This is a genomic window from Ancalomicrobiaceae bacterium S20, from assembly GCA_040269895.1.
Lineage (GTDB): Bacteria > Pseudomonadota > Alphaproteobacteria > Rhizobiales > Ancalomicrobiaceae > Methyloraptor > Methyloraptor flagellatus.
This window is the reverse complement of record CP158568.1, coordinates 1,557,558-1,582,446: the sequence shown is the minus strand read 5'-3', so window position 1 is coordinate 1,582,446 and position 24,889 is coordinate 1,557,558. Positions and strand designations below refer to the sequence as shown.

Here is a 24,889-nt window from a genome sequence, read left to right as displayed (position 1 = left end):
TTTTACACGATCATATTATAATTCACGTGGTCGAATACTGAAATTACTTTTTCCAATCAAGGATTGATTAAGTCCAGTCTCCTATGATTCAGACTCAATCGGGCCACAAGCAGCCCGAACGACGACAAGCCCGCCGAGGATGAAACCCCATGGAACCTGCCGCGCTTCACCGAAGGCATCGCCGGAGACACGATCGATGAACGTCAAGAATTGGCCCATGATCTGGAAGGTCGTCAGCCTGCTGCTCATCCTCGGGAGCGCCAGTCTGGCCGGCGCCCTCTATGCCACGTCCCAGTTTTCGATCATCGACAAGCAGAATACCGCGATCCTGGAAGGTCCGGGCGTCGGTGCGGTCGCGGTCGCGCGGGCCGACGGCGGTGTGTCGAAGACGGTTGCGGGGATCTACCAGAGCATCGTCGCCCAGTCCGACGCCGAAGAAGCCGCCGCGTCGAAGGCGCGCAAGGACGGCATCGACAGTTTCGAACTCTATATGACCAAGGCGGCGCGCTTCGTACCCGCCTATGCCGATCGCGTCGACCAGGTCCGCAAGGTCTATCGCACGGCACTGGACAAGACCTGTGCCGAAACGATTCGGCTCGCGGAAATGCCCGGATCGACGCTCGAGGCCCGTGCAAAAGCCGACGACCTGATGAACCGCACCTGCGGACCGGCGCTGAACGAGACGCTGAAGCTCACCGCGGCGATGATCGAGGACTTCAAGGCCCTGCGCGATCAGCAGAAGGCCGAGACCGCCGCCGGCGCGCAGTGGAGCGCGACCGTGACGCTCGCCGGCATCGCCGCGACGATCATCGCGATCGTGGCGCTCGCCTTCTTCATGACCCGCCGCGTCGTGGTCGCTCCCCTCCTTGCGATGATGAAGCAGACCGAGGCGCTCGGCCGCGGTGAGCTCGATCAGCGCTTCGATCTCGGCAAGCGTTCCGACGAGATCGGCTCGCTCGCCACCGCGCTGGAGATCCTGCGCACCCAGCTCCGCGAGGCCGAGGTGCTGCGCGCCCGTGCCGCCGAAACCGAGCAGCAGCGCGCCGAGGAGATGCGCCGGGCGCGGATCGAGATCGCCGACCAGTTCCAGGCCCGCATGGGATCGCTCGCCGAGACCTTCGTGCGCTCGGCGCAGGAAGTGGCGGACAGCGCCAAGAACCTCTCCGCCACCGCCGAAGAGACCTCGCGCCAGGCGCAGGCGGTTTCCGGCGCGGCCGAGGAGGCCTCGGCCAACGTCCAGACCACGGCCGCCTCGACCGAGGAGATGTCGGCCTCGATCCGCGACATTTCCCGGCAGGTCGCACGCTCCAACGAGATCGCCGACACGGCCGCGGCGGAAGCGACCCGCACCGACACCGACGTGAAGGCGCTCGCAGTCGCCGCGACCAAGATCGGTGAAGTCGTCGAGCTGATCAGCAATATCGCCGCGCAGACCAATCTGCTCGCGCTCAACGCCACCATCGAGGCGGCCCGTGCGGGTGAGGCCGGCCGCGGCTTCGCGGTCGTCGCCTCGGAGGTGAAGCAGCTCGCCTCGCAGACCGCCAAGGCGACGGAAGAGATCTCCGCCAAGATCGGCGAGATCCAGGCCGCGACCGATCGCACGGTCGGTTCGATCGACAAGATCAACGGCACGATCGCGCAGATCCAGCAGATCTCCGGCGACATCGCCGCCGCGATCGAGCAGCAGGCGGCCGCGACCGACGAGATCTCGGCCAACACCCAGCAGGCCGCGCGCGGCACCGAGGCCGTGACCAGCAACATCAACGGCGTCGGCCGCGCCGCCGAAATGACCGGCGCCGCTTCGACGCAGCTGATGGGCCTGTCGAACTCGCTCTCCGGTCAGGCGAACGAGCTGCAGCAGGAGGTCGTCGACCTGGTCAAGCAGATCCGCGTCGGCTGACGCCGCCCTGAAGGCGCCCCCGACAAGCACAAGGCCGCCGGATCGCCGATCCGGCGGCCTTGCCGCTTCCGAAGGGACGTGCGCATGGGTTCGTCAGGTCAGGCTGTCGCGCCGGCCGGCGATCATGCCCCAGACGAACAGCACGATGATCGAGCCGACCACCGCCCCGATCAGCCCGGCGCCCTCGCCGGCGCGATACCAGCCGAGCGACTGGCCGAGATAGGTCGCGACGAAAGCGCCGACGATGCCGAGAATGGCGGTGAGGATGAAGCCGCTCGGCTCGTTGCGGCCGGGCATGATCCACTTGGCGATGACGCCGGCGACAAATCCAATAATGATGGTCCATAGAATGCTCATGTCGGCTCTCCCGCTTGGCGCGCCGCCGGCGTGACCGGTCGCGAGGCGCGTCTGTCGAGCGGAAAAAGCACAAGCGCCGTCGCATTGTTCCGCGCTAAGGCACGGTCAGCGCTTCGACAGGGCTCGTGGCGCAGACTGAGTGCCCCGCAGATGCGCGAGTCGACGCGCGCCCCTCCGCCAGGATCCAGCATGACCCATCCGCCGTTCCCCCATCGCCTGCACCGCCTGCCGGTGATCCGCCACGCTCGGACACGCCCGCGGCTCACACTCTCGGCGCTGATCGGGGTTCTGACCCTGATCCTGCTCGACGTGGTGACGGCCTGGCGCGTCCAGACGCGGCTGCTGGTCGCCTGGAACGTCGGCAGCGTGCTCTACCTCGGCCTCGCCTGGACCATGATGGCGCGTGCCTCGCTCGACAAGATGCGCAACCGCGCCAAGCTCCAGGACGAGGGCCAGACGACGATCCTGGTGATGACCGTGCTCGCCGCCACGGCGAGCCTCGTCGCGATCGTCGCGGAGCTGACCGTCGTCAAGGATCTGACCGGCTTCTCCAAGGCCGCCCATATCGGCCTCGCCGCCCTGACGCTCGCCTCGGCCTGGGCTTTCACCCACACCATGTTCGCGCTGCACTACGCGCACGAATATTACAACGCGATCGGCCGCGGCCATGCGGCCTGCCTGGAGTTTCCCGGCCAGGACAAGCCGATCTACAGCGATTTTCTCTACTTCGCCTTCGTGGTCGGCACCTCCGGCCAGACCGCCGACGTCGCCATGGCCTCGACCCGCGTGCGCCGGATCGGGCTCCTGCACTGCGTGCTCGCCTTCGTGTTCAACACCACGATCCTCGCCCTGATGGTCAACATCGGCGCCGGGCTGATCTGAGCGGGGCTCGCCGTGCTCAGTCGTGGTCGATCCGGCCGCGCCTGAGCCCCTTGACGTTGCCGCGCCGCTTCTTCTCGTCGACCCGCTTGATCTGCGACGAGCGGGTCGGCTTGGTCGCCTTGCGCGGCGGCGGCGGCGGCACCGCCGCCTCGCGGATGAGACCGAGAAGCCGCTCCAGCGCGTCCTCGCGATTGCGCTCCTGGGTACGGAACCGGTCGGCGCGCAGCACAAGCACGCCGTCGAGCGTCAGCCGCCGGCCGGCGAGCCGCGCGAGCCGTTGACGCACCTCCTCCGGCAGGTTCGGCGACCCGGCGACGTCGAAACGCAGTTCGACCGCGGTCGAGACCTTGTTGACGTTCTGCCCGCCCGGTCCGGAGGCGCGCACGAACGTCTCCGACAGCTCGCGCTCGTCGATCGCGATGCGGCGGGTCACGGGGATCATGCGGCCGTCGGACATGGAGGATCTCGCGGGGGGTCTCGTGCGCGGAAGCCGTGGGCGGACGCGGCGTTGCGGCGGGTCTTCGATGCGGCGCGATCATGGCCCGATCGCGGCGGCGATGATATAGGCTCGCGTTCGCGTGGGCGGGACGGACGGTCCCGCCCTCCTTTTTCTCCGGGTGAGAGGCCCTGAATGACCCCGTCTCGCGATATCGCACGGCTGCTCGAGATCATGAAGGCGCTGAGGACGCCGGTCACGGGCTGCCCGTGGGACCTCGAACAGACCTTCGCGACGATCGCGCCCTACACGATCGAGGAGGCTTACGAGGTCGCCGACGCGATCGAGCGCGGCGATATCGAGGATCTGAAGGACGAACTCGGCGACCTGCTACTGCAGGTGGTCTTCCATGCCCAGATGGGGTCGGAGGACGGCCAGTTCGACTTCGGCGACGTGGTCGAGGCGATCACGACCAAGATGATCCGCCGCCATCCGCACGTGTTCGGCGACGCCGAAGCCCGCGACGCCGGCATGGCCAAGGACAGCTGGGAGCGGATCAAGGCCGAGGAAAAGGTCGACAAAGCCGCCCGCAAGGCGGCACGCGGCATCGTCGAGGGTCCGAAGGGCTTGCTCGACAGCGTCAATTCCGGCCTGCCCGCGCTCGAACGCGCCGTGCGCCTGACCGCCAAGGCCGGCACGGTCGGTTTCGACTGGGACGATCCCCATGCCGTCATCGCCAAGATCCGAGAGGAGCTGGAGGAGATCGAGGCCGAGATCGAGAAGCCGCGCAGCGACGAGGCGCTCGAGGAGGAACTCGGCGACGTGCTGTTCGCCGTCGCCAATCTCGCCCGCCATCTGAAGCTCGACCCGGAAAAGGCACTCCGGCGCGGCAACGAGAAATTCCGCCGCCGCTTCGCCTTCATCGAACGTCGCCTCGCCGAGCAGGGCCGCCCGCTCGGCGCCGCGAGCCTCGACGAAATGGAGGAGATCTGGCAGCAGGCGAAGCGCGCCACGCGCGAGTGAGGCGCGACACGCGCGAGCGTGAACCATGCCGGGGCGCGGCGGCATCCCGCCCCCGGTCAGCGCAGCCCCAGCCGCGCGGACACAGCGTGCCAGACGTCTTCGGCGACCATGTCCGGGTCATGGCTCGCATCGACGACCGCGAAACGTCGCGGTTCGGAACGCGCGATCGCCAGGAACGCGTCGCGCCGCGCGGCATGCATCGCGACATCCTCCTTCTCGAACCGGTCGGCGTCGGCACTGCCCCGCCGAACCGCGGCACGCTTCAGCCCGACCTCGGCCGGCAGGTCGAGCAGGATCGTCAGATCCGGCGCCACGCCGTCGAGCGCCACACGCTCGAGTTCGTCGATCAGGGCCGCGGGCACCCGTCCCGTCACGCCCTGATAGACGCGCGTCGAGTCGGCGAACCGGTCCGAGATGACCCACTGCCCGGCCTCGAGCGCCGGCCGGATCGTCTCGTCGACATGGTCCGCCCGCGCCGCCGCGAACAGCATCGCCTCGGCCTCGGGCCCGAGCGCCTCCGCCGCGCCGGATAAGATCACATGCCGGACGACCTCCGCGCCCGCCGAGCCGCCCGGCTCGCGCGTGACCACGACGGTCAGGCCACTCCTGCGCAGCCGCTCGGCCAGACGCTTGACCTGGGTGGACTTGCCCGCGCCCTCGCCGCCTTCGAAGGTGATGAAGCGGCCGACGGGCGGATGGGACGGATCGGCGACAGCCACCGCTTCAGCCCTTGATCCAGCCGACGAGCAGTTCGCCGACCGCATCGAACGCGCGCTGCCTGAGCGTGCCGATCTCGACCGATCCGGCCGCGACGAGCGGCGTCTCCTGCATCACCTGGTCGTCGCGCAGCACGAGCAGCCGCCCGATCGGCCGGCCCTTCTCGACCGGCGCCTTGACCGGCCCGGAATAGACCACCCGGCCCTTGAGCTTGTCGCGATTGCCGCGCGGCACCAGCACGTTGACGGTCTTCTCCGAGACGAGCGGCACGCGGCCCGACGCGCCGCCATAGACGCTCGCCTCCCCGACCACCTCGTCCTTGTCGTAGAGCTTTATCTGCTCGAAAGTGCGGAAGCCCCAGTCCATGAGCTTGCGCGCCTCCTCGGCCCGCTCCTTCTCGCTCTTGCAGCCGCTCATCACCATGATCAGCCGCTGACCGTTCTGATTGGCCGAGCCGACGATGTTGTAGCCGGATTCCTTGATGTAGCCGGTCTTCAGTCCGTCCGCGCCGATACCGTCATTGAGCAGCGGATTACGGTTGAACTGGCGGATATTGTTGTAGGTGAACTCGCGCTGCGAATAATATTTATAGAATTCCGGAAATTCGGCGATCAGATGCCGCGCCAGCAGATAGAGATCGCGCGCGGTCGCCTTGTTGTTGAAATGCGGCAGGCCGGTCGGGTTGCCGAAGCTGGTGCTCTTCAGCCCGATCTCCTTGGCACGCTTGTTCATCAGTTCCGCGAAGGCGTCCTCCGAGCCGGCGATGCCCTCGGCGACCGCGATGGCGCCGTCGTTCGCCGACTGGATCATGATGCCCTGGATCAGATCGACGATCTTCACCCGGCTGTTGACCGGCGCGAACATGCAGGACGTCCGCGACGGCGCACCGCCGGTCCGCCAGGCATGTTCGGAGACCAGGAAGTCCTGCTCCAGTTTGACCCGTCCTTCACGGATCTCGTTGAACAGAACCGCGACCGTCATCATCTTGGCGAGACTGGCAGGCGGAAACTGTCGGTCCGGATTCTTCTCGAACAGGACCGTGCCGGATTCGTAGTCGACCAGGATCGCGTTCTCGCCCTTGGTCTCGAAGACGCCCGAATCCTTCGCCTGCGCCGCCCCCGCCTGCGCGGCCTGACGGCCGGTCACGGCGCGCGGCTTGGCATCGGCGTCACGCGACCCGAGCAGAAGCGCGGGCGAGGCAGCGCCCGCGAGCGCAACGAGCCCGCGCGTGAGAACGCCGCGCCGCGACAGTCCGCTGGCATTCGGGTCGATCCCCCTCGGGACGAAATGCTCATGCGAAGCCATGGCCGGGCGAAAATCCGCCCGCGGCCGGTCGGATCGAGCCGGATCGACGTATGCCGCCACGATGCGATCTCCTTACCGCCCATCCGGCGGATGCGCCCGATCGGGCGACGCGCTGAGTGCCCCGCTAATACGACGGCCAAGGCGGCGGATTTGTTACGCCGCACCGGACCCGACGAGAAAGCCCGGAATCGACGTATCACGCAAGCCGGAAATCGGGGCATAGGCCGTCGGGGCGACGGGCGCTCGTCCCGTCGACCCGCCCGCGGCGTCGCTCAATTGGCCAGAATCCGGGCCTCCGGCGCGCCGAGCCCGCGCGCCGCACCGATCACGTCCGCGACCGGCGCAGAACCGTCGGCGAGCAGAAGCAACGTATGCTTGGCATCGCCCCGCCCCGCCGCTGGCAGGATCACGACCGTGCCGAACCGCTGCATCCCGAGCGCGACACGCTCGATCTCGCGCTTGCCGGCGTGCCGGCCGAGATCGATCGTCGCCGGGCGCGCCCGCGCCTCGGCCTGCGCCAGCGACGCGAAGTCCGCGCCGACCGTAATGGCCCGGAACGCCTCGTGCGCGGCGGCGATGCGCGCGTCGGTCGTATCCGCGAAGGAGTTGGAATAGACCGAATGCGGCTGCGGCGTCGTCCAGCGATATTGGATCGCACCCGCCGGCTATGCCGCAGGCGCGGACTGGACGGGGGCCGAAACTGGGATCACGGCCTGAGCGGCGCCGCCGACCGGTGCCGGCGGCAGGATCGACAGCGGCTGGCCGGCATCGCCGAGCCCGGCCGCGACCGACTCCGCCGAAGTGTTGGCAACCCGCACCGGCAGCGGTTCGGCCTTTGCGCTGGGCGGCAACGCGATCCGCGCGCCCGACGTCGGCGCCAGACTGGCCGCGCGGGTCGGCTGCGCTCCACCGAACAGACCCGTCGAGGCGAGCGAGGCCTGGAACGACGGCGACGGCAACCGCGCCTCGGCGGCTCCCGCACGCTCGTTGGCGATCCGCGACGGAATCTCGGCCTGGGCCACCATCGTGGGCGCCGGCGCAACCTTCGGCGCCTCGCGCCCGCCGCCGCCCAACGGGCCGCTCGGGCTGCGATCGGCCATGGCGATCATGGTGCGATCCTGCGCGACATTGCCCGAGCCCGGGCCGCGCAACGACGACAGCAGCACCCGCTGGTCCGAACCCGCGAGCCCCGCCGGACCGACATATTGCACGCGGACCTGACCGAGGCCCTTGCCCTGCATGCCGAGCAGATCCGCGGTTCGTTCCGAGAGGTCGATGATCCGGTTGCCGACATAGGGGCCGCGATCGTTGACGCGCACCATGATCGAGCGACCGTTCTCGACATTGGTGACGCGCGCATAGGACGGCAGCGGCAGCGTCGGATGCGCGGCCGAGATCGTGCCGCGATCATAGACCTCGCCGTTCGCCGTCAACGTGCCGTGGTGATACTCGCCGCCGTACCAGGACGCCACGCCGACACGGTCGTAGGTCGGATCCTCCCGCGGCACATAGACCCTGTCGCCGACCTGATACGGCTGGCCGATCTGCCGCCGTCCGCCGCCGGGCGGGATCGGTCCGGAGGTGATCACCTTGTTCTGCGTAATCTTCTCGCGCCGGACGCCCTTCTCGGGATGCGAGGCGCATCCCGCGAGCACAAGTCCGCCGAGGACGACCACCGAAACGGAAGCGAACAGCGAAAGGCGGCTCGCGGTCGGCGGCTCGATCGGAGTATGGCGCATCGCTCGTCTTTCGCGGCGGGTAACTGTCCGCCGTCAGCCGGCGAAACGGATACAAAACCCGCGTGGATATCGTGAATCCTAAATTGAGCGAGCCCCATTAACGACAGGTTAAGCCAATCCTCCACACATGCCGGCCGTTCCTCCGGCCGCCGCCACGATGCGCCCCATTCGCGCAGCAGCCCTCTCCTCCCACACAGAATTCGGACCACCGGCTCGACAGGCGTCGGCGTCGAACGCCGCCGGCTCGACGCCCCATAACCAAACCGCTCGCCCCATCGAGCCGGATGCCGCGGCCAGACCCACCCGGAACGCGGTAATCCGTTCGGCCTCAGAACGGAATTTCGTCGTCGATGTCGCCGCCACCCGAATAGGCCGGCTGCTTCGGCGCGCCCCGCGGCGCCGAAGCGCCCCGATCGCCGCCTCGGTCGTAACCGACGCGACCGCCTCCGCCGCCGCCACGCCCCCCGGACATCGCCTCGTCGCCGAAGTCGTCGCCGCCGCCGCCACCCGGTCGATCCAGCAGCGTCAATTGTCCATTGAAGTTCTGCAGGACGACTTCGGTCGAATACCGCTTCTGACCCTGCTGGTCTTCCCACTCACGGGTCTGCAGCGCCCCCTCGACATAGACCTTCGAGCCCTTCCGCAGATACTGCTCGGCGATCTTGGCAAGCGCTTCGTTGAAGATGACGACACGGTGCCACTCGGTGCGCTCCCGGCGCTCACCCGACTGCCGATCCCGCCAGGTGTCCGACGTGGCGAGCCTCAGGTTGACGATCGGCCGACCATCCTGAGTACGCCGCACCTCCGGATCGGCACCCAGATTGCCGACCAGGATGACCTTGTTCACGCTTCCGGCCATGCCGTCCTCCGCACCTCGATTTGCTGGCCACCTTACTCCCGTAGCATTCCCTTGGCGACCGGAACGCAGCGACCGCAGGCTACCATCCACGGAAAACTGCCACCCGGCCATGGTCGCATCCCACCCATGACACACGGCCCGATGGCGAGGTGAGAACCGCGATCGACGAGTACATTAGTGGAACATCGCTTGACATGTTCCGCGTTCGTTCTATAGCATCTGCTCGTGTTTCGCAAGAGCCTGCACGGGGAGCGGATCATGACAAGGCACGGAATGCACCGGCGGCGCGCCGGACAGTACGTAGGCGAACAACTCGTCCGCCTGGCCCTCCTTATCGCGGTCGCATGCTCCGCGACCGGCTGGACCACCTCTGGCGCGATCGCGCTCGACACCGCGCGTTGGGTCGATGTCTCCGGTGATCCCGATGCTGTCTGGAAGGAACTCGGCGATTTCTGCGCGATCGAGACTTGGCATCCCATGGTCAAGGCGTGCAGCGCCGTCGAGGTCGACGGCAAGCTCACGCGCACCCTGACACTTGCCGACGGCGCGACCCAGGTCGAACGTCTGGTGGACTGGAATGATCGGGCGCGAACCTATACCTATCGGCTCGTCGAGGGGGGAGCGTCGGTCGTGGACCTTCAGGCGACGCTCGCCGTCCGTCGGCATGACGGCGGCAGTCGCATCGTCTGGTCCGGCAGCTACGCGCCCGCAAACGGAGTCGCCACTGGCAAGGCCTGGGGCGCGGTCCGCGCCTTCTACGATGCGGGCCTCAAGGCGCTGGCCGAGCGACACAAGACCTGAACCTCCGGTGATCCGGTCGGCGTATAAGGTCGGCGTCGCCGCCTCGATCCGTGGAAATTCGAACCGGCGGCCGCCGGAGGAGCGCGAGCATGACGATGGGTGCGACGGATAACCGGTTGATCGACGCGGGCCAGGGTGGTGCCAAGGCGGGTTCGACCGGTTCCGCGGCTTCGACGCCGGCATCGGCGGTCGCCTCGCTGTTTTCCGGCAAGACGATCTCGATTCGCGGCGCGCGCGAACACAATCTGAAGAACGTCGATCTCGACTTGCCACGTGACAAGCTCGTGGTCATGACCGGTCTCTCGGGTTCGGGCAAATCGTCTCTGGCCTTCGACACGATTTATGCGGAGGGCCAGCGTCGGTATGTCGAGAGCCTCTCGGCCTACGCGCGTCAGTTCCTCGAAATGATGCAGAAGCCGGACGTCGATCAGATCGATGGCCTGTCGCCGGCAATCTCGATCGAGCAGAAGACCACGTCGCGCAACCCACGCTCGACGGTCGGCACCGTCACCGAGATCTACGATTACATGCGCCTTCTGTTTGCGCGCGTGGGCATCCCCTATTCACCCGCGACCGGCCTGCCGATCGAGAGCCAGACGGTCAGCCAGATGGTCGATCGGGTGCTCGGGCTCGACGAGGGCACGCGGCTCTACCTGCTCGCCCCTGTGGTTCGCGGGCGCAAAGGCGAGTATCGGAAGGAGCTGGCCGACTTCCAGAAGAAGGGCTTTCAGCGCGTCAAGATCGACGGCACCTTCTACGAGATCGCCGAAGCACCGGCGCTCGACAAGAAGCTGAAGCACGACATCGACGTGGTCGTCGACCGCATCGTGGTCCGTGCCGACATGGCGAGCCGGTTGGCGGATTCGTTCGAGACGGCGTTGAAGCTCGCCGACGGGATCGCGGTGGCCGAGTTTGCCGACGCGGCAGGCGAGGACGGTCAGCCGCGCCGGATCATGTTTTCGGAGAAGTTCGCCTGCCCCGTCTCGGGCTTCACCATTCCCGAGATCGAGCCGCGGTTGTTCTCGTTCAACAACCCGTTCGGCGCGTGTCCGACCTGCGGCGGTCTCGGATCGGAGCAGAAGATCGATCCCGAGCTGATCGTGCCCGACCAGTCGTTGTCCTTGCGCCAGGGCGCGATAGCACCCTGGGCCAAGTCGACGTCGCCCTTCTACATGCAGACGCTCGACGCGCTCGGCAAGCATTACGGCTTCTCGCTGACCAAGCCCTGGCGCGATCTGCCCGAGGAGGGCCGCACCGCGATTCTGCTCGGCACGGGGGCGACCGAGGTCACGTTCACCTATGACGACGGGCTGCGCAGCTACCAGACGCGCAAGACTTTCGAGGGCGTGATCCCGAACCTCGAACGGCGCTGGCGCGAAACCGAGTCCGACTGGTCGCGCGAGGAGATCGAGCGCTATTTCGCCGATACGCCGTGCCGCGCCTGCAACGGCTATCGGCTGAAGCCGGAGGCGCTGGCGGTCAAGATTGCCGGTCGACACATCGGTGAAGTGTCGAGCCTGTCGATCCGCAGCGCCGGCGCCTGGTTCGAATGTCTCCCGGCCGAACTCGACGCCAAGCGCAACGAGATCGCCGGCCGGATTCTGAAGGAAATCCGGGAGCGGCTGCAGTTCCTGAATGACGTGGGCCTCGACTACCTGACGCTGTCGCGCAACTCGGGCACGCTGTCCGGCGGCGAGAGCCAGCGCATCCGCCTTGCGTCGCAGATCGGATCCGGGCTCACCGGCGTGCTCTACGTGCTCGACGAACCCTCCATCGGTCTGCATCAGCGCGACAATGCCCGCCTGCTCGACACGCTGCGGCATCTGCGCGACCTCGGCAACACCGTCATCGTGGTCGAGCACGACGAGGACGCCATTCTCGCGGCCGACTATGTCGTCGATGTCGGGCCGGGCGCCGGCGTGCACGGCGGCCGGATCATCGCCGCCGGGACGCCGGCCGAAATCCTGGCGGATCCGAATTCGTTGACCGGGCAGTATCTGTCCGGCACGCTGGAGATCCCGCTGCCCTCCAAGCGCCGGCGTATCGACAAGGCCAAGAAGATCCGGGTGATCGGCGCACGCGGCAACAACCTGAAGAACGTCTCGGCGGATATTCCGTTGGGCACCATGACATGCGTGACCGGGGTCTCGGGCGGCGGCAAGTCGACCTTCCTGATCGACACCCTGTTCCGGTCCGTCGCGCGCCGGCTGAACGGCGCCAAGGAGAATCCGGCGCCGCACGACCGCATCGATGGGCTGGAGTTCCTCGACAAGGTGATCGACATCGACCAGTCGCCGATTGGCCGCACGCCGCGGTCGAACCCGGCGACCTACACCGGTGCGTTCACACCGATCCGCGAGTGGTTCGCTGGTCTTCCCGAAGCGAAGGCGCGGGGCTACGGACCCGGTCGCTTCTCCTTCAACGTCAAGGGCGGTCGCTGCGAGGCCTGCCAGGGCGACGGCGTCATCAAGATCGAGATGCACTTCCTGCCGGACGTCTACGTGACCTGCGACGTCTGCAAGGGCAAGCGCTACAATCGCGAGACGCTCGACGTCGTGTTCAAGGGCAAGTCGATCGCCGACGTGCTCGACATGACGGTCGATGAGGGCGTCGAGTTCTTCGCGGCCGTGCCGATCATCCGCGAGAAGCTCGAGACCCTGTCACGGGTCGGCCTCGGCTACGTCCATATCGGCCAGCAGGCGACGACGCTCTCCGGCGGCGAGGCGCAGCGCGTCAAGCTGTCCAAGGAGCTGTCGCGCCGCTCGACCGGCCGGACACTCTACATTCTCGACGAGCCGACCACGGGCCTGCATTTCCATGATGTGGCCAAGCTGCTCGAAGTGCTGCACGAGCTGGTCGATCAGGGCAACACTGTCGTCGTGATCGAGCACAATCTCGAGGTGATCAAGACGGCGGACTGGATCATCGATCTCGGCCCGGAAGGCGGCGACGGCGGCGGCGAAATCGTGGCGGTCGGGCGCCCCGAGGATATCGTCTCCGAGCCACGGAGCTACACGGGGCAATTTCTCGCCGAGTTGCTGGAGCGGCGGCCGCGCCGGACGCCGGTTGCCGCTGCCGGTTGATGGTCGCACGGCTCGGGCACCGGACACCTTCATGGTTCATTTCGGCCCGGCCGCCCGATCGCGACAGCCGGCGGCGCGGTTCTGACGGAAAGGTCCGGACGGCACGGCACGGCACAATCCCGGAATGCGGAGCTCCAAAAGATGCGGTCCTGGAGATCTCGTATCTCGTGGCCCCGCCCCTAGTTCAGAGCCACAGGCTCGAACGACCGCCCATATCGCACTGCACAATGCGCATGCCGGACATGCGGTGGCCCTCCTTATGCCGCAGTGCGAAAAGTCTTATGTATGTTTCGTGAACGGCACGATGCTGCGCCGCCCGTTGATGGTTCGCCCATGACGGACTCACCGGAACGGTCACTCCTCCCAGACCGGTTCCCGTGAAGGCTGCGCCGGCCGTTTGCCTGGGACGGTTCGTTCTCTCCTCCCGAACGACCGCCCCGCTCCGGAGGGGATCTTCTTCCCGCCCCTCTCGGTTGATCGAGCGCCCGCCGGTTCCTCCCACCGGCGGGCGTCTCGATTCTGGGGCGAGCGAAACACGTGCGAGAGAAGGCGTCAGCCCGGGCGAGGCCACGTGCGCCGCGCGGGTGTGCACGAGATGCGGCTGTGCACGAGATCCGGCGTTCGACAGCCGCAGGCCCGCCTTGCCGTGGCGCTTCGCGACGGCCGGCAACGCGCCGGCCGCGACGCACGACGCCGTTCTTGGATGACTGCGGTCGCCGCGCCGCGCGCTCGTGCAACGCTCTCGGCAGTCCAGACGCGGAGAAGGCCGGCCCCAGCCCCGGACTGGCCGCCTGGACCCCGGCCCTCACCCCATCGGCTTCGACAGCCACTCGTCGAGCGGCATCACGTCGTTGGGATCACCGCTGTCGCGCATCCAGCTGTCGACGATCCAGTCCTTGCCTGCGACCGTGTCGCGGAAGACCGCCGTCGCGTGGGCATAGAGCAGACCACCACGCGAGTCCGGTCGCAGGGTGTGGTGGAACTGCAGGAGCCCCTTGCGCTCGAGGTAGACGAGAATGGTCGTCGAATTGGTCGCCTCGTCCAGACAGTCGGTCTGCCCGGGCACATGCGCGTCCTTCGGCTCCGAGCCGCGGCGGTCGGGCGGACCGCCGAGATGCGGCGCCGCGCGGTTCTCCCACCAACTCACCGCATGGTCGATCCCGATCCGCTCGTCCGCCGGCGTCTTGGCATTGGCGAAGATCGCCTTGAGCTCGCCGAGATCCGCCTCGGTGATCTGGATCGCGGTCTGAAGCTCGCAGCCATAGGCATGGCAATAGGTGAGCACTTCGCCATCGGGGAACCGGGCGTGACGCTCGGCGTACCAGGACACGACGCCCGGATCGACCTCGGCCGACCGCACCGGCGCGGTCGGTTTGATCGACCCGGTCGTGACCGGATCGGCGCCGCCGCCGTCTCCACGCGCCGCTTCGCCACGACCTGAGCCGATGGCGAGGTCCGATGCTGCGATCGAGCCGGTCTGTTCCGATTTGGTACTGTTGCACGCGGATACGAGTAGTCCCAGGCCGATAACGGCCAGACAGGCCATGCGCATTCCGCGTCCTCCGTCGAATCGCACGTCTCGAGCGATTGTCTCAAGTCCCACGATCGCCGTCACTGCCGACGGCGCACGAAGCCGCCTCAGCGCAATTGCCGCGCCGGCGCTTTGCAAGCGACGCGGCCGGTGCTACCGAGGCGCCATGACCGACATGACCAACGACCCGATCGCGCCCGCGCGCGCATTCCGCCGACGCCGGCCTCGCGCCGGTCCATGTGATCGGCGGCGGCCTCGCGGGCTCCGAGGCGGCCTGGCAGATCGCCAGCGCCGGCGTGCCCGTGGTGCTGCACGAGATGCGGCCGGTGCGCGGCACCGAGGCGCACCAGACCGACGGTCTCGCCGAACTGGTCTGCTCGAACTCGTTCCGCTCCGACGACGCGACGTCCAATGCGGTCGGCGTGCTCCATGCAGAGATGCGGCGCGCCGGCTCGCTGATCATGCGCTCCGCCGATGCCCATCAGGTGCCGGCCGGCGGCGCGCTCGCCGTCGACCGCGACGGCTTTTCGGCCGCCGTGACCGCGGCGCTCGCAGCCCATCCGCTGGTGACGATCGAGCGCGGCGAGATCGCCGGCCTGCCGCCGGCCGAGTGGTCGTCGGTGGTCATCGCCACCGGCCCGCTGACCGCCCCTGCGCTCGCCGAGGCGGTTGCGGGTCTGACCGGCAGCGCCGGCCTCGCCTTCTTCGACGCCATCGCCCCGATCGTGCACTTCGACACGATCGACCATGACATCGCCTGGCGCCAGTCGCGCTACGACAAGGCCGGCCCCGGCGGCACGGGGGCGGACTATCTCAACTGCCCGATGACCAAGGAGCAGTACGAGGCCTTCGTCGACGCGTTGATCGCCGGCGAGAAGACCTCGTTCAAGGAATGGGAAGCCTCGACGCCTTATTTCGACGGCTGCCTGCCGATCGAGGTCATGGCCGAGCGCGGCCGCGAGACCCTGCGCCACGGGCCGATGAAGCCGGTCGGGCTGACCAATCCGCGCGATCCGGGAACAAAGCCCTATGCGATCGTGCAGCTCCGGCAGGACAACGCGCTCGGCACGCTGTGGAACATGGTCGGCTTCCAGACCAAGCTCAAGCACGCCGAACAGGTCCGCGTGTTCCGGATGATCCCCGGGCTCGAGAAGGCCGAGTTCGCCCGCCTGGGCGGCCTGCACCGCAACACCTATCTCGACAGCCCGCGCCTGCTCGATGCGACGCTGCGGCTCAAGGCCGAGCCGCGGCTCCGGTTTGCCGGCCAGATCACCGGCTGCGAGGGCTATGTCGAGAGCGCGGCCGTCGGCCTGATGGTCGGCCGGTTCGCGGCGGCCGAGCGGCTGGGCCGCGAGCCCGTGCCGCCGCCGGCGACGACCGCGATGGGCGCGCTGATCGGCCATATCACGGGCGGCCATATCGCGGTCGAGGAAGCCGGCAGCCCGCGCTCGTTCCAGCCGATGAACGTCAACTTCGGCCTTTTCCCTCGATCGAGACGCCGAAGTCGCCGGACGGCAAGCGGATCCGAGGCGCGGAGAAGACCCTGCTCAAGAAGCGCGCGCAGGCCGCCCGCGCGCTCGTCGACTGCGAGCGCTGGCTCGCCGAGACCGCGCTCGTGCCGGCGGCTGATCAAGCCGCCGAGTGAACCGGCAGTCGCGGACGAGCTGACGGCCGAACCGGAGGGATCGACCGTCAGGTCGGGTGGATCAAGCCCCGCGCGATCGGGGCGACCACGCCGGCGGTGCTCAACTCAGCGCAGGCCCGCCGCCAGCGCCGCGACGTGGTCCGGGCCGATGCCGCAGCAGCCGCCGATGATGGTCGCGCCGCGCTCGGCCCAGTCGCGCGCGAAGCCGAGATAGCGCTCGGGCGTCAGGTCGGCGCGGATGTCGTGCAGCGTCGAGTTCGCCTCGGCTTCCGCGCCCTGCGGCGGGAAGGCGTTGGCGTAGACGCCGAGCGCAACGGCATTCGGGCCCGAACGCCGAGCGCCGAGCGCCCGGAGCGCGCGATCGAGCGCGTCGGCCATTGCTTCCGGCTGCGAGCAGTTGAACAGCACGGCCGAAGCGCCGAGATCGAGCGCGCGCTTGACCGCCTCGCCGACCGGCTCGCCGGAGCGCAGGATCGGCCCGGCGGTCATGCGGTGCGGATCGTCCTCGATCGTGAACGAGAACCAGCGGGGCCGCGCATCGTCGCCGAGCACGCGCGTGACCGTCTCGATCTCGGCAATCGCGCTCTGCGTCTCGGCGAGCCAGACGTCGACATGCGCGGACAGCCCCTCGATCAGCGGTCCGAGGATGCGCGGCGCGGCATCGCCGTCATAGAGGTCGGGTCGATACGAACCGAACACCGGCGGCAGCGAGCCTGCGACCTTGACCGGCCGCCCGCCCTTGGCGGCGCTCGCCCGTGCCCGCGCGCCAGCTTCCGCCGCGAGCGCCACGCCCTGCGCGGCGAAGCGGTGGTCGCCGATGTGGAAGGGCACGACCGCGTAGGAGTTGGTGGTGATCACGTCGGCGCCGGCGGCGACGAAGCCGTCATGGGCGCGTTCGACGAAATCCGGCGCCTCGATCAGCGCCAGCGCCGACCATTCCGGCTGCCGGAACGGCGCGCCCATGCGTTTCAGTTCGCGGCCCATGCCGCCGTCGAGGATCGTCACCATGCGCCCTGCCCCATCTTCTCCGCGCCGAACAGCGCAATGCATGTGGATCGCCGACCGGCGCGGCGCAGTCACGCCTCGCCCGTCGGGTCGACATAGTCGTGCACCCGGCCATTCGGATCTTCCACCCTGTAGCCGCCCTGGTCCGTCGGTTCGAGATAATCCGGGCCGATCGGCACCTTGCCGTGGCCGCCGGGGATGTCGAGCACGTAGGTCGGTTGCGCGATGCCGGTGACGCGACCGCGCAAGTCGCGCATCAGCGCGCGGCCTTGCGCGATCGAAGTGCGGAAATGGCCCGTGCCGGCCGCGAGATCGAGGTGGTGCAGGTAGTAGGGCTTGACGCGGGAAGCGACGAGCGCGCGGAACAGCGCCTCGAGCGTCGCGGCGTCATCGTTGACGCCCTTGAGCAGCACCGTCTGCGACAGGAGCGGAATACCGCCGTCGACAAGCCGGCCGAGCGCGGCGCGCGCCGCCTCGCCGATCTCGGCCGGATGGTTGGTGTGCACCACGATCCATGTCGCGAAGCGGCGCCTGAGCGCGGCGACCAGTTCGGCGTCGATCCGGCCCGGGTCGACCACCGGCGCGCGGCTGTGCAACCGCACGACCGCGACATGCGGGATCGCCGCGAGCCCGTCCATGATCGCGGCGAGCCGGCGGCTGGACAGGACCAGCGGATCGCCGCCGGTCAGGATCACCTCGAAGATCTCCGGCCGCGCACGGACATAGTCGAGCGCGGCGGCGATGGCCGCCTCGTCGAGGTTCTCCTCGCCGTGGCCGACCTTCTCGCGCCGGAAGCAGAAGCGGCAATAGACCTGGCAGAGATGCGTCGGCTTCAGGAGCACCCGGTCGGCATAGCGATGGGTGAGGCCGCGGATCGGCGAAAAGGCATCGTCGCCGATCGGGTCGGCGAGCTCTTGCGTCCCGATCTCCAACTCCGCCGTTCCGGGCACGAACTGCGCGGCAAGCGCCGCGCGATCGGCCGCCGATCCGGCATCGATCCGCTCGACCATGGTCGGCGTGATGCGCAGTTGGAACCGCTCGACGACCGCGTCGAGGCCCGGCGCGGCCGACGCCTGTACCAGCCCGGCGCGGACGAGATCGTCCACGCTGCCGACGGCACGCGCCATCACGCCCGCCCCGAGATCCGGCCGTCGAGCGGGGCGACCTCGATGCGCGCATCGAGCGCCCCGAGCCGCGCGAGCTGCTTCAGCCGGCGCAGCACGACGTCGCCGGCGAGCGCGGCGCGCGCGGGCGGAAGCTGCAGCACGAGAGCGTCGCCTTGCGCGCGCAGCCGCGTGTCGGCAATCACCCCCGGCATCGCCGCCGACAGGATGTAGGCGACGCGGAAGGCCGCGCCGAGCGCCCGCGCCCGCTCCTTCAGCCGTGTCGAGGCGAGTTCCCGGATCCGCGGGCTCAGCGCGTCGTCGACGAGGCCCATGTGCCGGTAGTAGCTCGCCAGCGCCAGATAGGCGCGGCCGGGATGATCGACACCGATGAAGGCGGCGTGTGCGATGATGTTGAGGCTCTGCTCGCCGCGATAGTCGGGATGCGCGCGCCAGCCGATGTCGGCGAGCAGGCAGGCCGCACGCCGCAGGCGCTTCTCGTCCTCGGTCTCGTCGATGCCGAGCGCGGCGATCGCCTCGCTGGTCCAATCGTAGAGCTCGGCCGTGTGCCGGGGCGAGCGCGACCGCAGCTCGGAGAGCTCTTCCGCCGCCGCGATCAGCGGATCCTTGGCCTTCTCTTCGGCGTCGAGCAGCTCGTAGAGATGGCCTTCACGCAGGCCGAGCGCCGAGACGACGATCTCGCTCGGCTGGCCGGTGCGGATGATCTGGCCGAGCACGATCGCGCCATAGGGCAGCAGTTCGCGGCGCTGCTTGGAGATCACCTCGATGCGGTCGAGACTGTCGACGTCGCCGCGCGCCACCACGCGGCAGAACTCGAGCGCCTCGGCGGCCGGGATCGCGTAGTGGTGCATGACGTGAAGGGGGTAGCCCTTCTGGAACATGTGCAGGCGCGCGAGCGAGCGCCAGGTACCGCCGACGGCGTAGAACGGCCGGCCCTGCAGCTTGGCGAGCACGTCGGAGCCCTTGAGCACGTCCTCGGCGATGCGCTCGGCCTTGCGGATCGAGCCGTCGGCCGATTCCGACAGGCGAATGCCGCCGAGCGGATAGGTCTTGCCCTGCCCGATCGCGCCGGCGGCGACGTCGATCAGTTCGAGCGAGCCGCCGCCGAGGTCGCCGGCGATGCCGTTCGGCTCGTGGAAGCCGGCGAGCACGCCGAGCGCGGCGACGCGCGCCTCCTCGGCGCCGGACAGGACCTGCACCGTCGTGCCGGTGATGCGTTCGAGCTCGGCGATGAAAGCCGGGCCATTGGAGGCCTCGCGCGAGGCCGCCGTGGCGAGCACATGGATCTCGGCCGCCTCGCACTGATCGGCGAGCTGCTTGAAGCGGGAGACCGCGGCGAGCGCGTCATCGACCGACTTGTCGGCGAGGCGCCCGGTCTTGCCGACGCCCCGGCCGAGGCCCGCGAGGATCTTCTCGTTGAACAAGAGCGTCGGCGACCGGCACAACCGCTCATAGACGACGAGCCGGACCGAGTTCGACCCGATGTCGATGACCGCGATCGGTCCGTGGCCGTAGAGCCGGCCGGCCGCCCGCTCGGGCGCGGCCGCGATGGCCCCTTCAGCCCCGCAGCTTGTGGGCGAAGTTTCGGGGTTGGTTCGACTTGAGAGATTTTCCACGGCCAGACAGCGACGGGTTCGTCATGAAGTAATTGTGCACGTTGAAGGGCTCCTCGCCCTCCTCCGGACCGATGCGCTCGTGGCTGCCGTCGGGCAACAGCCGCCAGCTCTGCTGGTTGTCCTTCAGGTTGGCGACCATGATCTGGTCGAGCACCTGCTCGTGCACTGTCGGATTGGTCAGAGGCGCGAGCGCCTCGACTCGCCGATCGAGATTGCGCGGCATCATATCGGCGGAACCGATGTAGACGATCGCCTGCGGGCTGGGAAGCCCATGGCCGTTGCCGAAGGCGAAGATGCGGCTGTGCTCGAGGAAGCGGCCGACGATCGAGCGGGCCCGGATGTTCTCCGAGAGGCCCGGAATCCCGGGCCTGAGGCAGCAGATGCCGCGCACGACCAGATCGACCTTCACGCCCGCCCGGCTCGCCTCGTAGAACGCGTCGATGACCTTCGGATCGACCAGGCTGTTCATCTTGGCCCAGATATGGGCCGGGCGGCCGGCCCTGGCGTGGTCGATCTCGCCCTGAATGTGCTCGAGAATCCGGGCGCGCGAGGAGATCGGCGAAATCGCCATCTTCTCGAGCGTCTGCGGCATGGCGTAGCCGGTGATGAAATTGAAGATCCGCGCGACGTCGCGGCCGATCACCGGATCGGCGGTGAAGTAGCTGAGGTCGGTGTAGATCTTCGCCGTGATCGGATGATAGTTGCCGGTGCCGATGTGGCAGTAGGTCGCGAGCGTGCCCTGCTCGCGGCGCACCACCATCGACAGCTTGGCATGGGTCTTCAGCTCGACGAAGCCGAAGATCACCTGCGCGCCGGCGCGTTCGAGGTCGCGCGCCCAGCGGATGTTCGCCTCTTCATCGAAGCGCGCCTTGAGCTCGACGACCGCGGTCACCGACTTGCCGGCCTCGGCCGCCTCCGCCAGCGCCTTGACGATCGGGCTGTCCTTGGATGTGCGGTAGAGCGTCTGCTTGATCGCCACAACGTCCGGATCGCGCGCCGCCTGGGTCAGGTACTGCACGACGACGTCGAACGATTCGTACGGGTGATGGACGACGAGGTCCTTCGCCTTGACCGCGGCGAAGCAGTCGCCGCCGAACTCGCGGATGCGCTCGGGGAAGCGCGGCGCGTAGGGCACGAACTTCAGTTCCGGCCGCTCGACGCCGACGAGCTGCGACAGCTCGGCGAGCGCCAGCATGCCCTCGACCAGAAACACACCGTCCTGATCGACGCCGAGCGCCTCGGCGACGAAGCCGCGCAGCTTCTCGGGCGTCGCGGCCTCGATCTCGAGCCGGATCACCGAACCGCGCCGCCGGCGCTTCAGCATGCTCTCGAACACGCGGACGAGATCCTCGGCCTCTTCCTCGATCTCGATGTCCGAGTCGCGGATGACGCGGAACGCGCCCTTGGCGCGGACCTGATAGCCCGGGAACAGGCCCTCGATATGCAGGCCGACGACATTTTCCAGGCTCATGAAGCGCTTGGCCGAAACGCCCTCGCGCGCCGGCAGCTCGATGAAGCGCTCGAGCGTCGCGGGCATGCGGATCAGCGCCGTCATGCCGTTGCCGCCGCCGACCTTGGCGAGGTCGAGCACCAGCGAGAAGCCGAGGTTCGGAATGAACGGGAACGGATGCGCCGGATCGCAGGCGAGCGGCGTCAGCACCGGGAAGATGTGGCTCAGGAAATGATTCTCGAGCCACTGCCGATCGGACTTGTCGAGGTCGGAACCATCGACGACGGCGATACCGACCTGCACCAGCTCACGCTTCAGCTCCGCGAGCAGGCGCTGCTGCTCGGCCGTCAGCTGGTCGACGTACTTGCCGATCGCGTCGAGCTGCTCGCTCGGCGTCAGGCCGTCGTCGGAGCGGGTCTGGATGCCGGCGCGCTGCTGTTCGACCAGGCCCGACACGCGCACCATGAAGAACTCGTCGAGATTGTTCGCCGAGATCGACAGGAAGCGCAGGCGCTCCAGCAGGGGATGATTGACGTTGGCGCTCTCTTCGAGCACCCGGCGATTGAAGCCGAGCCAGGAGATCTCGCGATTCACAAAACGGCTGGGGCTCGCCATCAGGTCGTCTGCGTTCGTTTCGTTCGCCGCAACCGGCGCCTCGACAGTACGGACGATCGCTTCCATGGCTCTCCCCTTCCGAGATTGATACGGGCAAACACTATTACGGCCGCTGTCGCGTTTTTGTGACGGACCGTCACACGCGCCCGCAGCCGTCAGCTTGACGACATTCGCGGCCGCTTGCAAAGCCGGCTGTCAGTCCGCGTCGTCGCCTGACGGATCTTCGTCGCCGATGCCGGGCAACAGCGGCTCGCGGCCGCCCGAACGCCGCAGCACCTGCGCGGCGACCGCCCGCGTAATCGGCGATTTCAGCGCCAGCGCCTCCCGGTCGAGCGCCTCCACGATCGCCGCGGCCGCAGCGTAGGACCGTTCGATGCGCAGCGACAGATAGGCGATCACCTGCGGATCGACGATCGTCTGCCGGTCGGTGAACAGCTTGGCCAGCACGGCCTCCAGCAGCGCGTCGTCCGGCTCGCCGACATGCACCGGCGTCGCCGCCCGAAGCCGCGAGGCGAGATCGGGCAAAGCGACGCCCCAGGCCGCCGGCTCGTCGCGGGCGGTCAGCAGCACCTGCACGCCCGCCTCGCGCGCGGCGTTCAGCAGATGAAACAGCGCCCGCTCCGGCACGCCAGGGCCGAGATCCTCGACCACGACCGGCCGGTCGGAGCGGACCGCCGCGACGCCCTGACCGTCGAGGTCGGCCGCGGCGACGACGAGCGCGCCGCTCGCCTCGGCGAAAATCTGGACGAGGTGGCTCTTGCCCGCACCGGTCGGCCCGACGATCAGCACCACCGGCGCCGGCCAGTCGGGCCAGCGCAGCACCCAATCGAAGGCGGCACGGTTCGACGCCCCGACGACGAAGTCGTCGCGGCCCCGGCGCGAGGCATGGCCGAGGTCGAGCGGGATCTGTCTCGGGGTCTCAGGCATCGAGGGGACGAACGCTCGCCGCCACCTGCGGCCGATCCGCCTGCGGCGCCGGCTCGATGAGGGGCGGATGGGCCACGGCCGGATGGGGATGATGTGCCGCGCCGCTCGGATCGTAGAGCGGGCTCGCCAGATATTGCTCGAGCGCGAAGCGCGCCAGCACGCCGACCGACGCCGCGAGCGGCACGGCGACCAGCAGGCCGACGAAGCCGAACAGCGAGCCGAAGGCGAACAGCGAGAACAACAGCCAGACCGGATGCAGCCCGACCGACTTGCCGACCCAGTTCGGCTGCAGGACATAGCCCTCCAGGATCTGGCCGGCGCCGAACACCGCGAGCACCGCGACGACATAGTGCCAGTCCGGCCAGAACTGCACGACCGCGACGATCACGCCCGCGATCAATCCAGAACCGAAACCGACATAGGGCACGAAGCCGAGCAGCCCGGCCGAGAGGCCGATCAGCAGGCCGAAGTTCAGTCCGATCAGCGCGAGCCCCGCCGCGTAGAAGATGCCCATCGCCATGCAGACCGAGATCTGTCCGCGCACGAAGCCAGCGACCGCGTTGTTCATCTCGCTCGCGAGCCGGCGCACGGTCGCCCGATGCTGCAAGGGTAGCCAGGAATCGATCCGCGCGATCATCCGATCCCAGTCGAGCAGCATGTAGAAGGCGATGACCGGCGCGATCACGGCGACCGAGACGATCGACACCACCGCCTGCCCGCCGTTCCAGAGCGAATTCAGGACATTGGTCACCCAGCCGGCGCCCTGCGACACGAGCCCGGCGACCTGGCTCTCCAGATCCTTCGAGGACGAGCCGAGCACCCGGCCGAGCGGTCCCTCCATGGCGCTCGCCGCCAGCGCCTGCACCTTGGCGACATAGCTCGGCAGCCGCTCGACGAGCCCGCCGAGCTGGTTCGCCAGGATCGGCATGATCAGCACGGCGACCAGTGTCACCACCAGGGCGAAGATCAGCACGATGACCAGCGTCGAGGCACCGCGCGACAAGCCGAGCCGCTCGAATCGGTCGGCCAGCGGGTCGAGCAGATAGGCGAGCGCCATGCCGGCCACGAAGGGCAGCAGGATGCCCGAGAACAGCCACAGGAACAGGACGAGGACGGCGAGCGCGCCGAGCCAGAACTTGATCTGCCGCTCCAGCGTCACCTTGCGTCCCCTCCCTCGCCGCGCCTCGGTCCGACCGCTCTAGGGCCGACCGCTCCAGGGCCGGCCGCATCGGGGCCCTCCGACATGGCGCGCAGCCATTGTACGCAGTAGGCGGCCCCCGACGCCACCGTCAACACGCCGACGAGCCCGATCCCGAGGTCTCGCAAGGCCCCGAGATCGAGATGGAACGCCCGCGATCCGAGGATCGCGGCGGCGAAGCCGATCTGAGCGGTCGTGTTGGCCTTGGAGACGAAGATCGGCTTCACCTCGACCGGCCGCCCCATGACCCACGACAACACGATGCCCCCCACGATCAAGAGGTCGCGCGACACCACCAGAATGACCAGCCAGCGCGGCAGCACGCCCTCGATGCCGAGCGTCACGTAGATCGAGACCAGCAACGCCTTGTCGGCGATCGGGTCGAGATACGAGCCGAGCTTGGACCGGAGGCTCCAGCGCCGCGCGATATAGCCGTCGATGCCGTCGGAAACGCCCGCGATCAGGAAGATCCAGAATGCGAGACCCAGTTGCTCGTCGGAGATCGCCCAGACCGCCACCGGCACCAGCACCAGCCGGACCACGGTGATGATGTTCGGGATGGTGATCGAGCGGTTCGACAGCGGATGATCGGGCACGGGTTGATCGGGCAAGGACGCCTCGTAGCGGATGGCACAGGTCACGCTTGGTCAACGTGGTGAGGCATCGAAGGTTCGAC

Annotated in this window: 20 protein-coding genes and 1 pseudogene; 6 read left to right on the top strand and 15 right to left on the bottom strand. The window is 68.3% G+C overall.

Translation table 11 applies throughout. From position 1 onward, the window contains the following. Positions 1-196: 196 nt before the first annotated feature. A complete protein-coding gene (locus tag ABS361_07380) occupies positions 197-1,900 on the top strand; it encodes a HAMP domain-containing methyl-accepting chemotaxis protein (GenBank protein ID XBY46046.1) in 1,704 nt (567 codons plus the stop codon). 93 nt (positions 1,901-1,993) lie between these two features. Here the strand turns inward: ABS361_07380 and ABS361_07375 are convergent, their stop codons facing one another. Beyond that, complete coding sequence (locus ABS361_07375; protein XBY46045.1) at positions 1,994-2,257, bottom strand: GlsB/YeaQ/YmgE family stress response membrane protein; 264 nt, start codon at positions 2,255-2,257, stop codon at positions 1,994-1,996. A gap of 189 nt (positions 2,258-2,446) precedes the next feature. On the opposite strand from ABS361_07375, the gene ABS361_07370 reads away from it, so the two are divergent. Further along, complete coding sequence (locus ABS361_07370; GenBank protein XBY46044.1) at positions 2,447-3,139, top strand: DUF1345 domain-containing protein; 693 nt, start codon at positions 2,447-2,449, stop codon at positions 3,137-3,139. Between the two features lie 16 nt (positions 3,140-3,155). Here ABS361_07370 and arfB read toward each other — a convergent pair whose 3' ends face one another. Then, positions 3,156-3,581, bottom strand: a complete 426-nt coding sequence (gene arfB / locus ABS361_07365; GenBank protein XBY46844.1) for an alternative ribosome rescue aminoacyl-tRNA hydrolase ArfB — start codon at positions 3,579-3,581, stop codon at positions 3,156-3,158. 189 nt (positions 3,582-3,770) lie between these two features. Here arfB and mazG point away from each other — a divergent pair, with 189 nt between their 5' ends. Then, positions 3,771-4,598 carry a nucleoside triphosphate pyrophosphohydrolase gene (mazG, locus tag ABS361_07360; GenBank protein XBY46043.1) on the top strand — a complete coding sequence of 276 codons (828 nt, stop codon included), beginning with the start codon at positions 3,771-3,773 and terminating at the stop codon, positions 4,596-4,598. A 56-nt stretch (positions 4,599-4,654) separates the two neighbouring features. Here mazG and tmk read toward each other — a convergent pair whose 3' ends face one another. From tmk to ssb, 5 genes are all read right to left on the bottom strand, one after another. Continuing rightward, positions 4,655-5,317: a dTMP kinase gene (gene tmk / locus ABS361_07355; protein ID XBY46042.1), complete on the bottom strand. Its 663-nt coding sequence runs from the start codon at positions 5,315-5,317 to the stop codon at positions 4,655-4,657. 4 nt (positions 5,318-5,321) lie between these two features. Further along, on the bottom strand, positions 5,322-6,620 hold the full coding sequence (locus ABS361_07350) for a D-alanyl-D-alanine carboxypeptidase family protein (protein XBY46041.1): 1,299 nt from the start codon (positions 6,618-6,620) through the stop codon (positions 5,322-5,324). A 272-nt stretch (positions 6,621-6,892) separates the two neighbouring features. Beyond that, positions 6,893-7,051, bottom strand: a complete 159-nt coding sequence (locus ABS361_07345) for a hypothetical protein (GenBank protein XBY46040.1) — start codon at positions 7,049-7,051, stop codon at positions 6,893-6,895. 234 nt (positions 7,052-7,285) lie between these two features. After that, positions 7,286-8,359 carry a septal ring lytic transglycosylase RlpA family protein gene (locus ABS361_07340; protein ID XBY46039.1) on the bottom strand — a complete coding sequence of 358 codons (1,074 nt, stop codon included), beginning with the start codon at positions 8,357-8,359 and terminating at the stop codon, positions 7,286-7,288. A gap of 328 nt (positions 8,360-8,687) precedes the next feature. After that, positions 8,688-9,218 carry a single-stranded DNA-binding protein gene (ssb, locus tag ABS361_07335; GenBank protein ID XBY46038.1) on the bottom strand — a complete coding sequence of 177 codons (531 nt, stop codon included), beginning with the start codon at positions 9,216-9,218 and terminating at the stop codon, positions 8,688-8,690. Between the two features lie 258 nt (positions 9,219-9,476). On the opposite strand from ssb, the gene ABS361_07330 reads away from it, so the two are divergent. Then, complete coding sequence (locus ABS361_07330) at positions 9,477-10,019, top strand: SRPBCC family protein (GenBank protein ID XBY46037.1); 543 nt, start codon at positions 9,477-9,479, stop codon at positions 10,017-10,019. Positions 10,020-10,114: 95 nt separating this feature from the next. Beyond that, a complete protein-coding gene (gene uvrA, locus ABS361_07325) occupies positions 10,115-13,102 on the top strand; it encodes an excinuclease ABC subunit UvrA (GenBank protein XBY46036.1) in 2,988 nt (995 codons plus the stop codon). 805 nt (positions 13,103-13,907) lie between these two features. Here the strand turns inward: uvrA and ABS361_07320 are convergent. Next, positions 13,908-14,771, bottom strand: a complete 864-nt coding sequence (locus ABS361_07320) for a hypothetical protein (protein ID XBY46035.1) — start codon at positions 14,769-14,771, stop codon at positions 13,908-13,910. Positions 14,772-14,872: 101 nt separating this feature from the next. Between ABS361_07320 and trmFO the strand changes: the two are divergent. Continuing rightward, a pseudogene (gene trmFO, locus ABS361_07315) lies at positions 14,873-16,278 on the top strand (methylenetetrahydrofolate--tRNA-(uracil(54)-C(5))-methyltransferase (FADH(2)-oxidizing) TrmFO). 105 nt (positions 16,279-16,383) lie between these two features. On the opposite strand, the gene ABS361_07310 reads toward trmFO, so the two are convergent. The 7 genes from ABS361_07310 to ABS361_07280 all read right to left on the bottom strand — a co-directional run bounded on the left by ABS361_07310 (position 16,384) and on the right by ABS361_07280 (position 24,824). Beyond that, positions 16,384-17,286, bottom strand: coding sequence for a homocysteine S-methyltransferase family protein (locus ABS361_07310; protein ID XBY46034.1), 903 nt, complete (start codon positions 17,284-17,286; stop codon positions 16,384-16,386). A 68-nt stretch (positions 17,287-17,354) separates the two neighbouring features. Then, a complete protein-coding gene (locus tag ABS361_07305) occupies positions 17,355-18,410 on the bottom strand; it encodes a lysine-2,3-aminomutase-like protein (protein ID XBY46033.1) in 1,056 nt (351 codons plus the stop codon). Further along, positions 18,410-19,957, bottom strand: a complete 1,548-nt coding sequence (gene ppx / locus ABS361_07300; GenBank protein XBY46843.1) for an exopolyphosphatase — start codon at positions 19,955-19,957, stop codon at positions 18,410-18,412. Before ppx ends, ABS361_07305 begins: the two co-directional genes overlap by 1 nt. 7 nt (positions 19,958-19,964) lie before the next feature. Then, positions 19,965-22,154 carry an RNA degradosome polyphosphate kinase gene (locus ABS361_07295; GenBank protein ID XBY46032.1) on the bottom strand — a complete coding sequence of 730 codons (2,190 nt, stop codon included), beginning with the start codon at positions 22,152-22,154 and terminating at the stop codon, positions 19,965-19,967. 129 nt (positions 22,155-22,283) lie between these two features. Next, positions 22,284-23,015 carry a hypothetical protein gene (locus ABS361_07290; GenBank protein ID XBY46031.1) on the bottom strand — a complete coding sequence of 244 codons (732 nt, stop codon included), beginning with the start codon at positions 23,013-23,015 and terminating at the stop codon, positions 22,284-22,286. Beyond that, the gene (locus ABS361_07285; GenBank protein XBY46030.1) at positions 23,008-24,174 is read right to left on the bottom strand and encodes an AI-2E family transporter; all 1,167 of its coding nucleotides are present in this window, start codon (positions 24,172-24,174) and stop codon (positions 23,008-23,010) included. Before ABS361_07285 ends, ABS361_07290 begins: the two co-directional genes overlap by 8 nt. Next, on the bottom strand, positions 24,171-24,824 hold the full coding sequence (locus tag ABS361_07280; GenBank protein ID XBY46029.1) for a CDP-alcohol phosphatidyltransferase family protein: 654 nt from the start codon (positions 24,822-24,824) through the stop codon (positions 24,171-24,173). The genes ABS361_07285 and ABS361_07280 overlap by 4 nt, the downstream gene beginning before the upstream one ends. Between the last annotated feature and the right edge of the window lie 65 nt (positions 24,825-24,889).

Coding starts and splice junctions, on each gene's coding strand:
- ABS361_07330 (XBY46037.1), top strand. CDS start 9,477: ATGACAAGGCACGGAATGCACCGGCGGCGCGCCGGACAGTACGTAGGC.
- ABS361_07380 (XBY46046.1), top strand. CDS start 197: ATGAACGTCAAGAATTGGCCCATGATCTGGAAGGTCGTCAGCCTGCTG.
- ABS361_07295 (XBY46032.1), bottom strand. CDS start 22,154: ATGGAAGCGATCGTCCGTACTGTCGAGGCGCCGGTTGCGGCGAACGAA.
- ABS361_07345 (XBY46040.1), bottom strand. CDS start 7,051: ATGCAGCGGTTCGGCACGGTCGTGATCCTGCCAGCGGCGGGGCGGGGC.
- ABS361_07340 (XBY46039.1), bottom strand. CDS start 8,359: ATGCGCCATACTCCGATCGAGCCGCCGACCGCGAGCCGCCTTTCGCTG.
- ABS361_07370 (XBY46044.1), top strand. CDS start 2,447: ATGACCCATCCGCCGTTCCCCCATCGCCTGCACCGCCTGCCGGTGATC.
- ABS361_07350 (XBY46041.1), bottom strand. CDS start 6,620: ATGGCTTCGCATGAGCATTTCGTCCCGAGGGGGATCGACCCGAATGCC.
- ABS361_07290 (XBY46031.1), bottom strand. CDS start 23,015: ATGCCTGAGACCCCGAGACAGATCCCGCTCGACCTCGGCCATGCCTCG.
- ABS361_07310 (XBY46034.1), bottom strand. CDS start 17,286: ATGGTGACGATCCTCGACGGCGGCATGGGCCGCGAACTGAAACGCATG.
- uvrA (XBY46036.1), top strand. CDS start 10,115: ATGGGTGCGACGGATAACCGGTTGATCGACGCGGGCCAGGGTGGTGCC.
- arfB (XBY46844.1), bottom strand. CDS start 3,581: ATGATCCCCGTGACCCGCCGCATCGCGATCGACGAGCGCGAGCTGTCG.
- ABS361_07375 (XBY46045.1), bottom strand. CDS start 2,257: ATGAGCATTCTATGGACCATCATTATTGGATTTGTCGCCGGCGTCATC.
- ABS361_07305 (XBY46033.1), bottom strand. CDS start 18,410: ATGGCGCGTGCCGTCGGCAGCGTGGACGATCTCGTCCGCGCCGGGCTG.
- ssb (XBY46038.1), bottom strand. CDS start 9,218: ATGGCCGGAAGCGTGAACAAGGTCATCCTGGTCGGCAATCTGGGTGCC.
- mazG (XBY46043.1), top strand. CDS start 3,771: ATGACCCCGTCTCGCGATATCGCACGGCTGCTCGAGATCATGAAGGCG.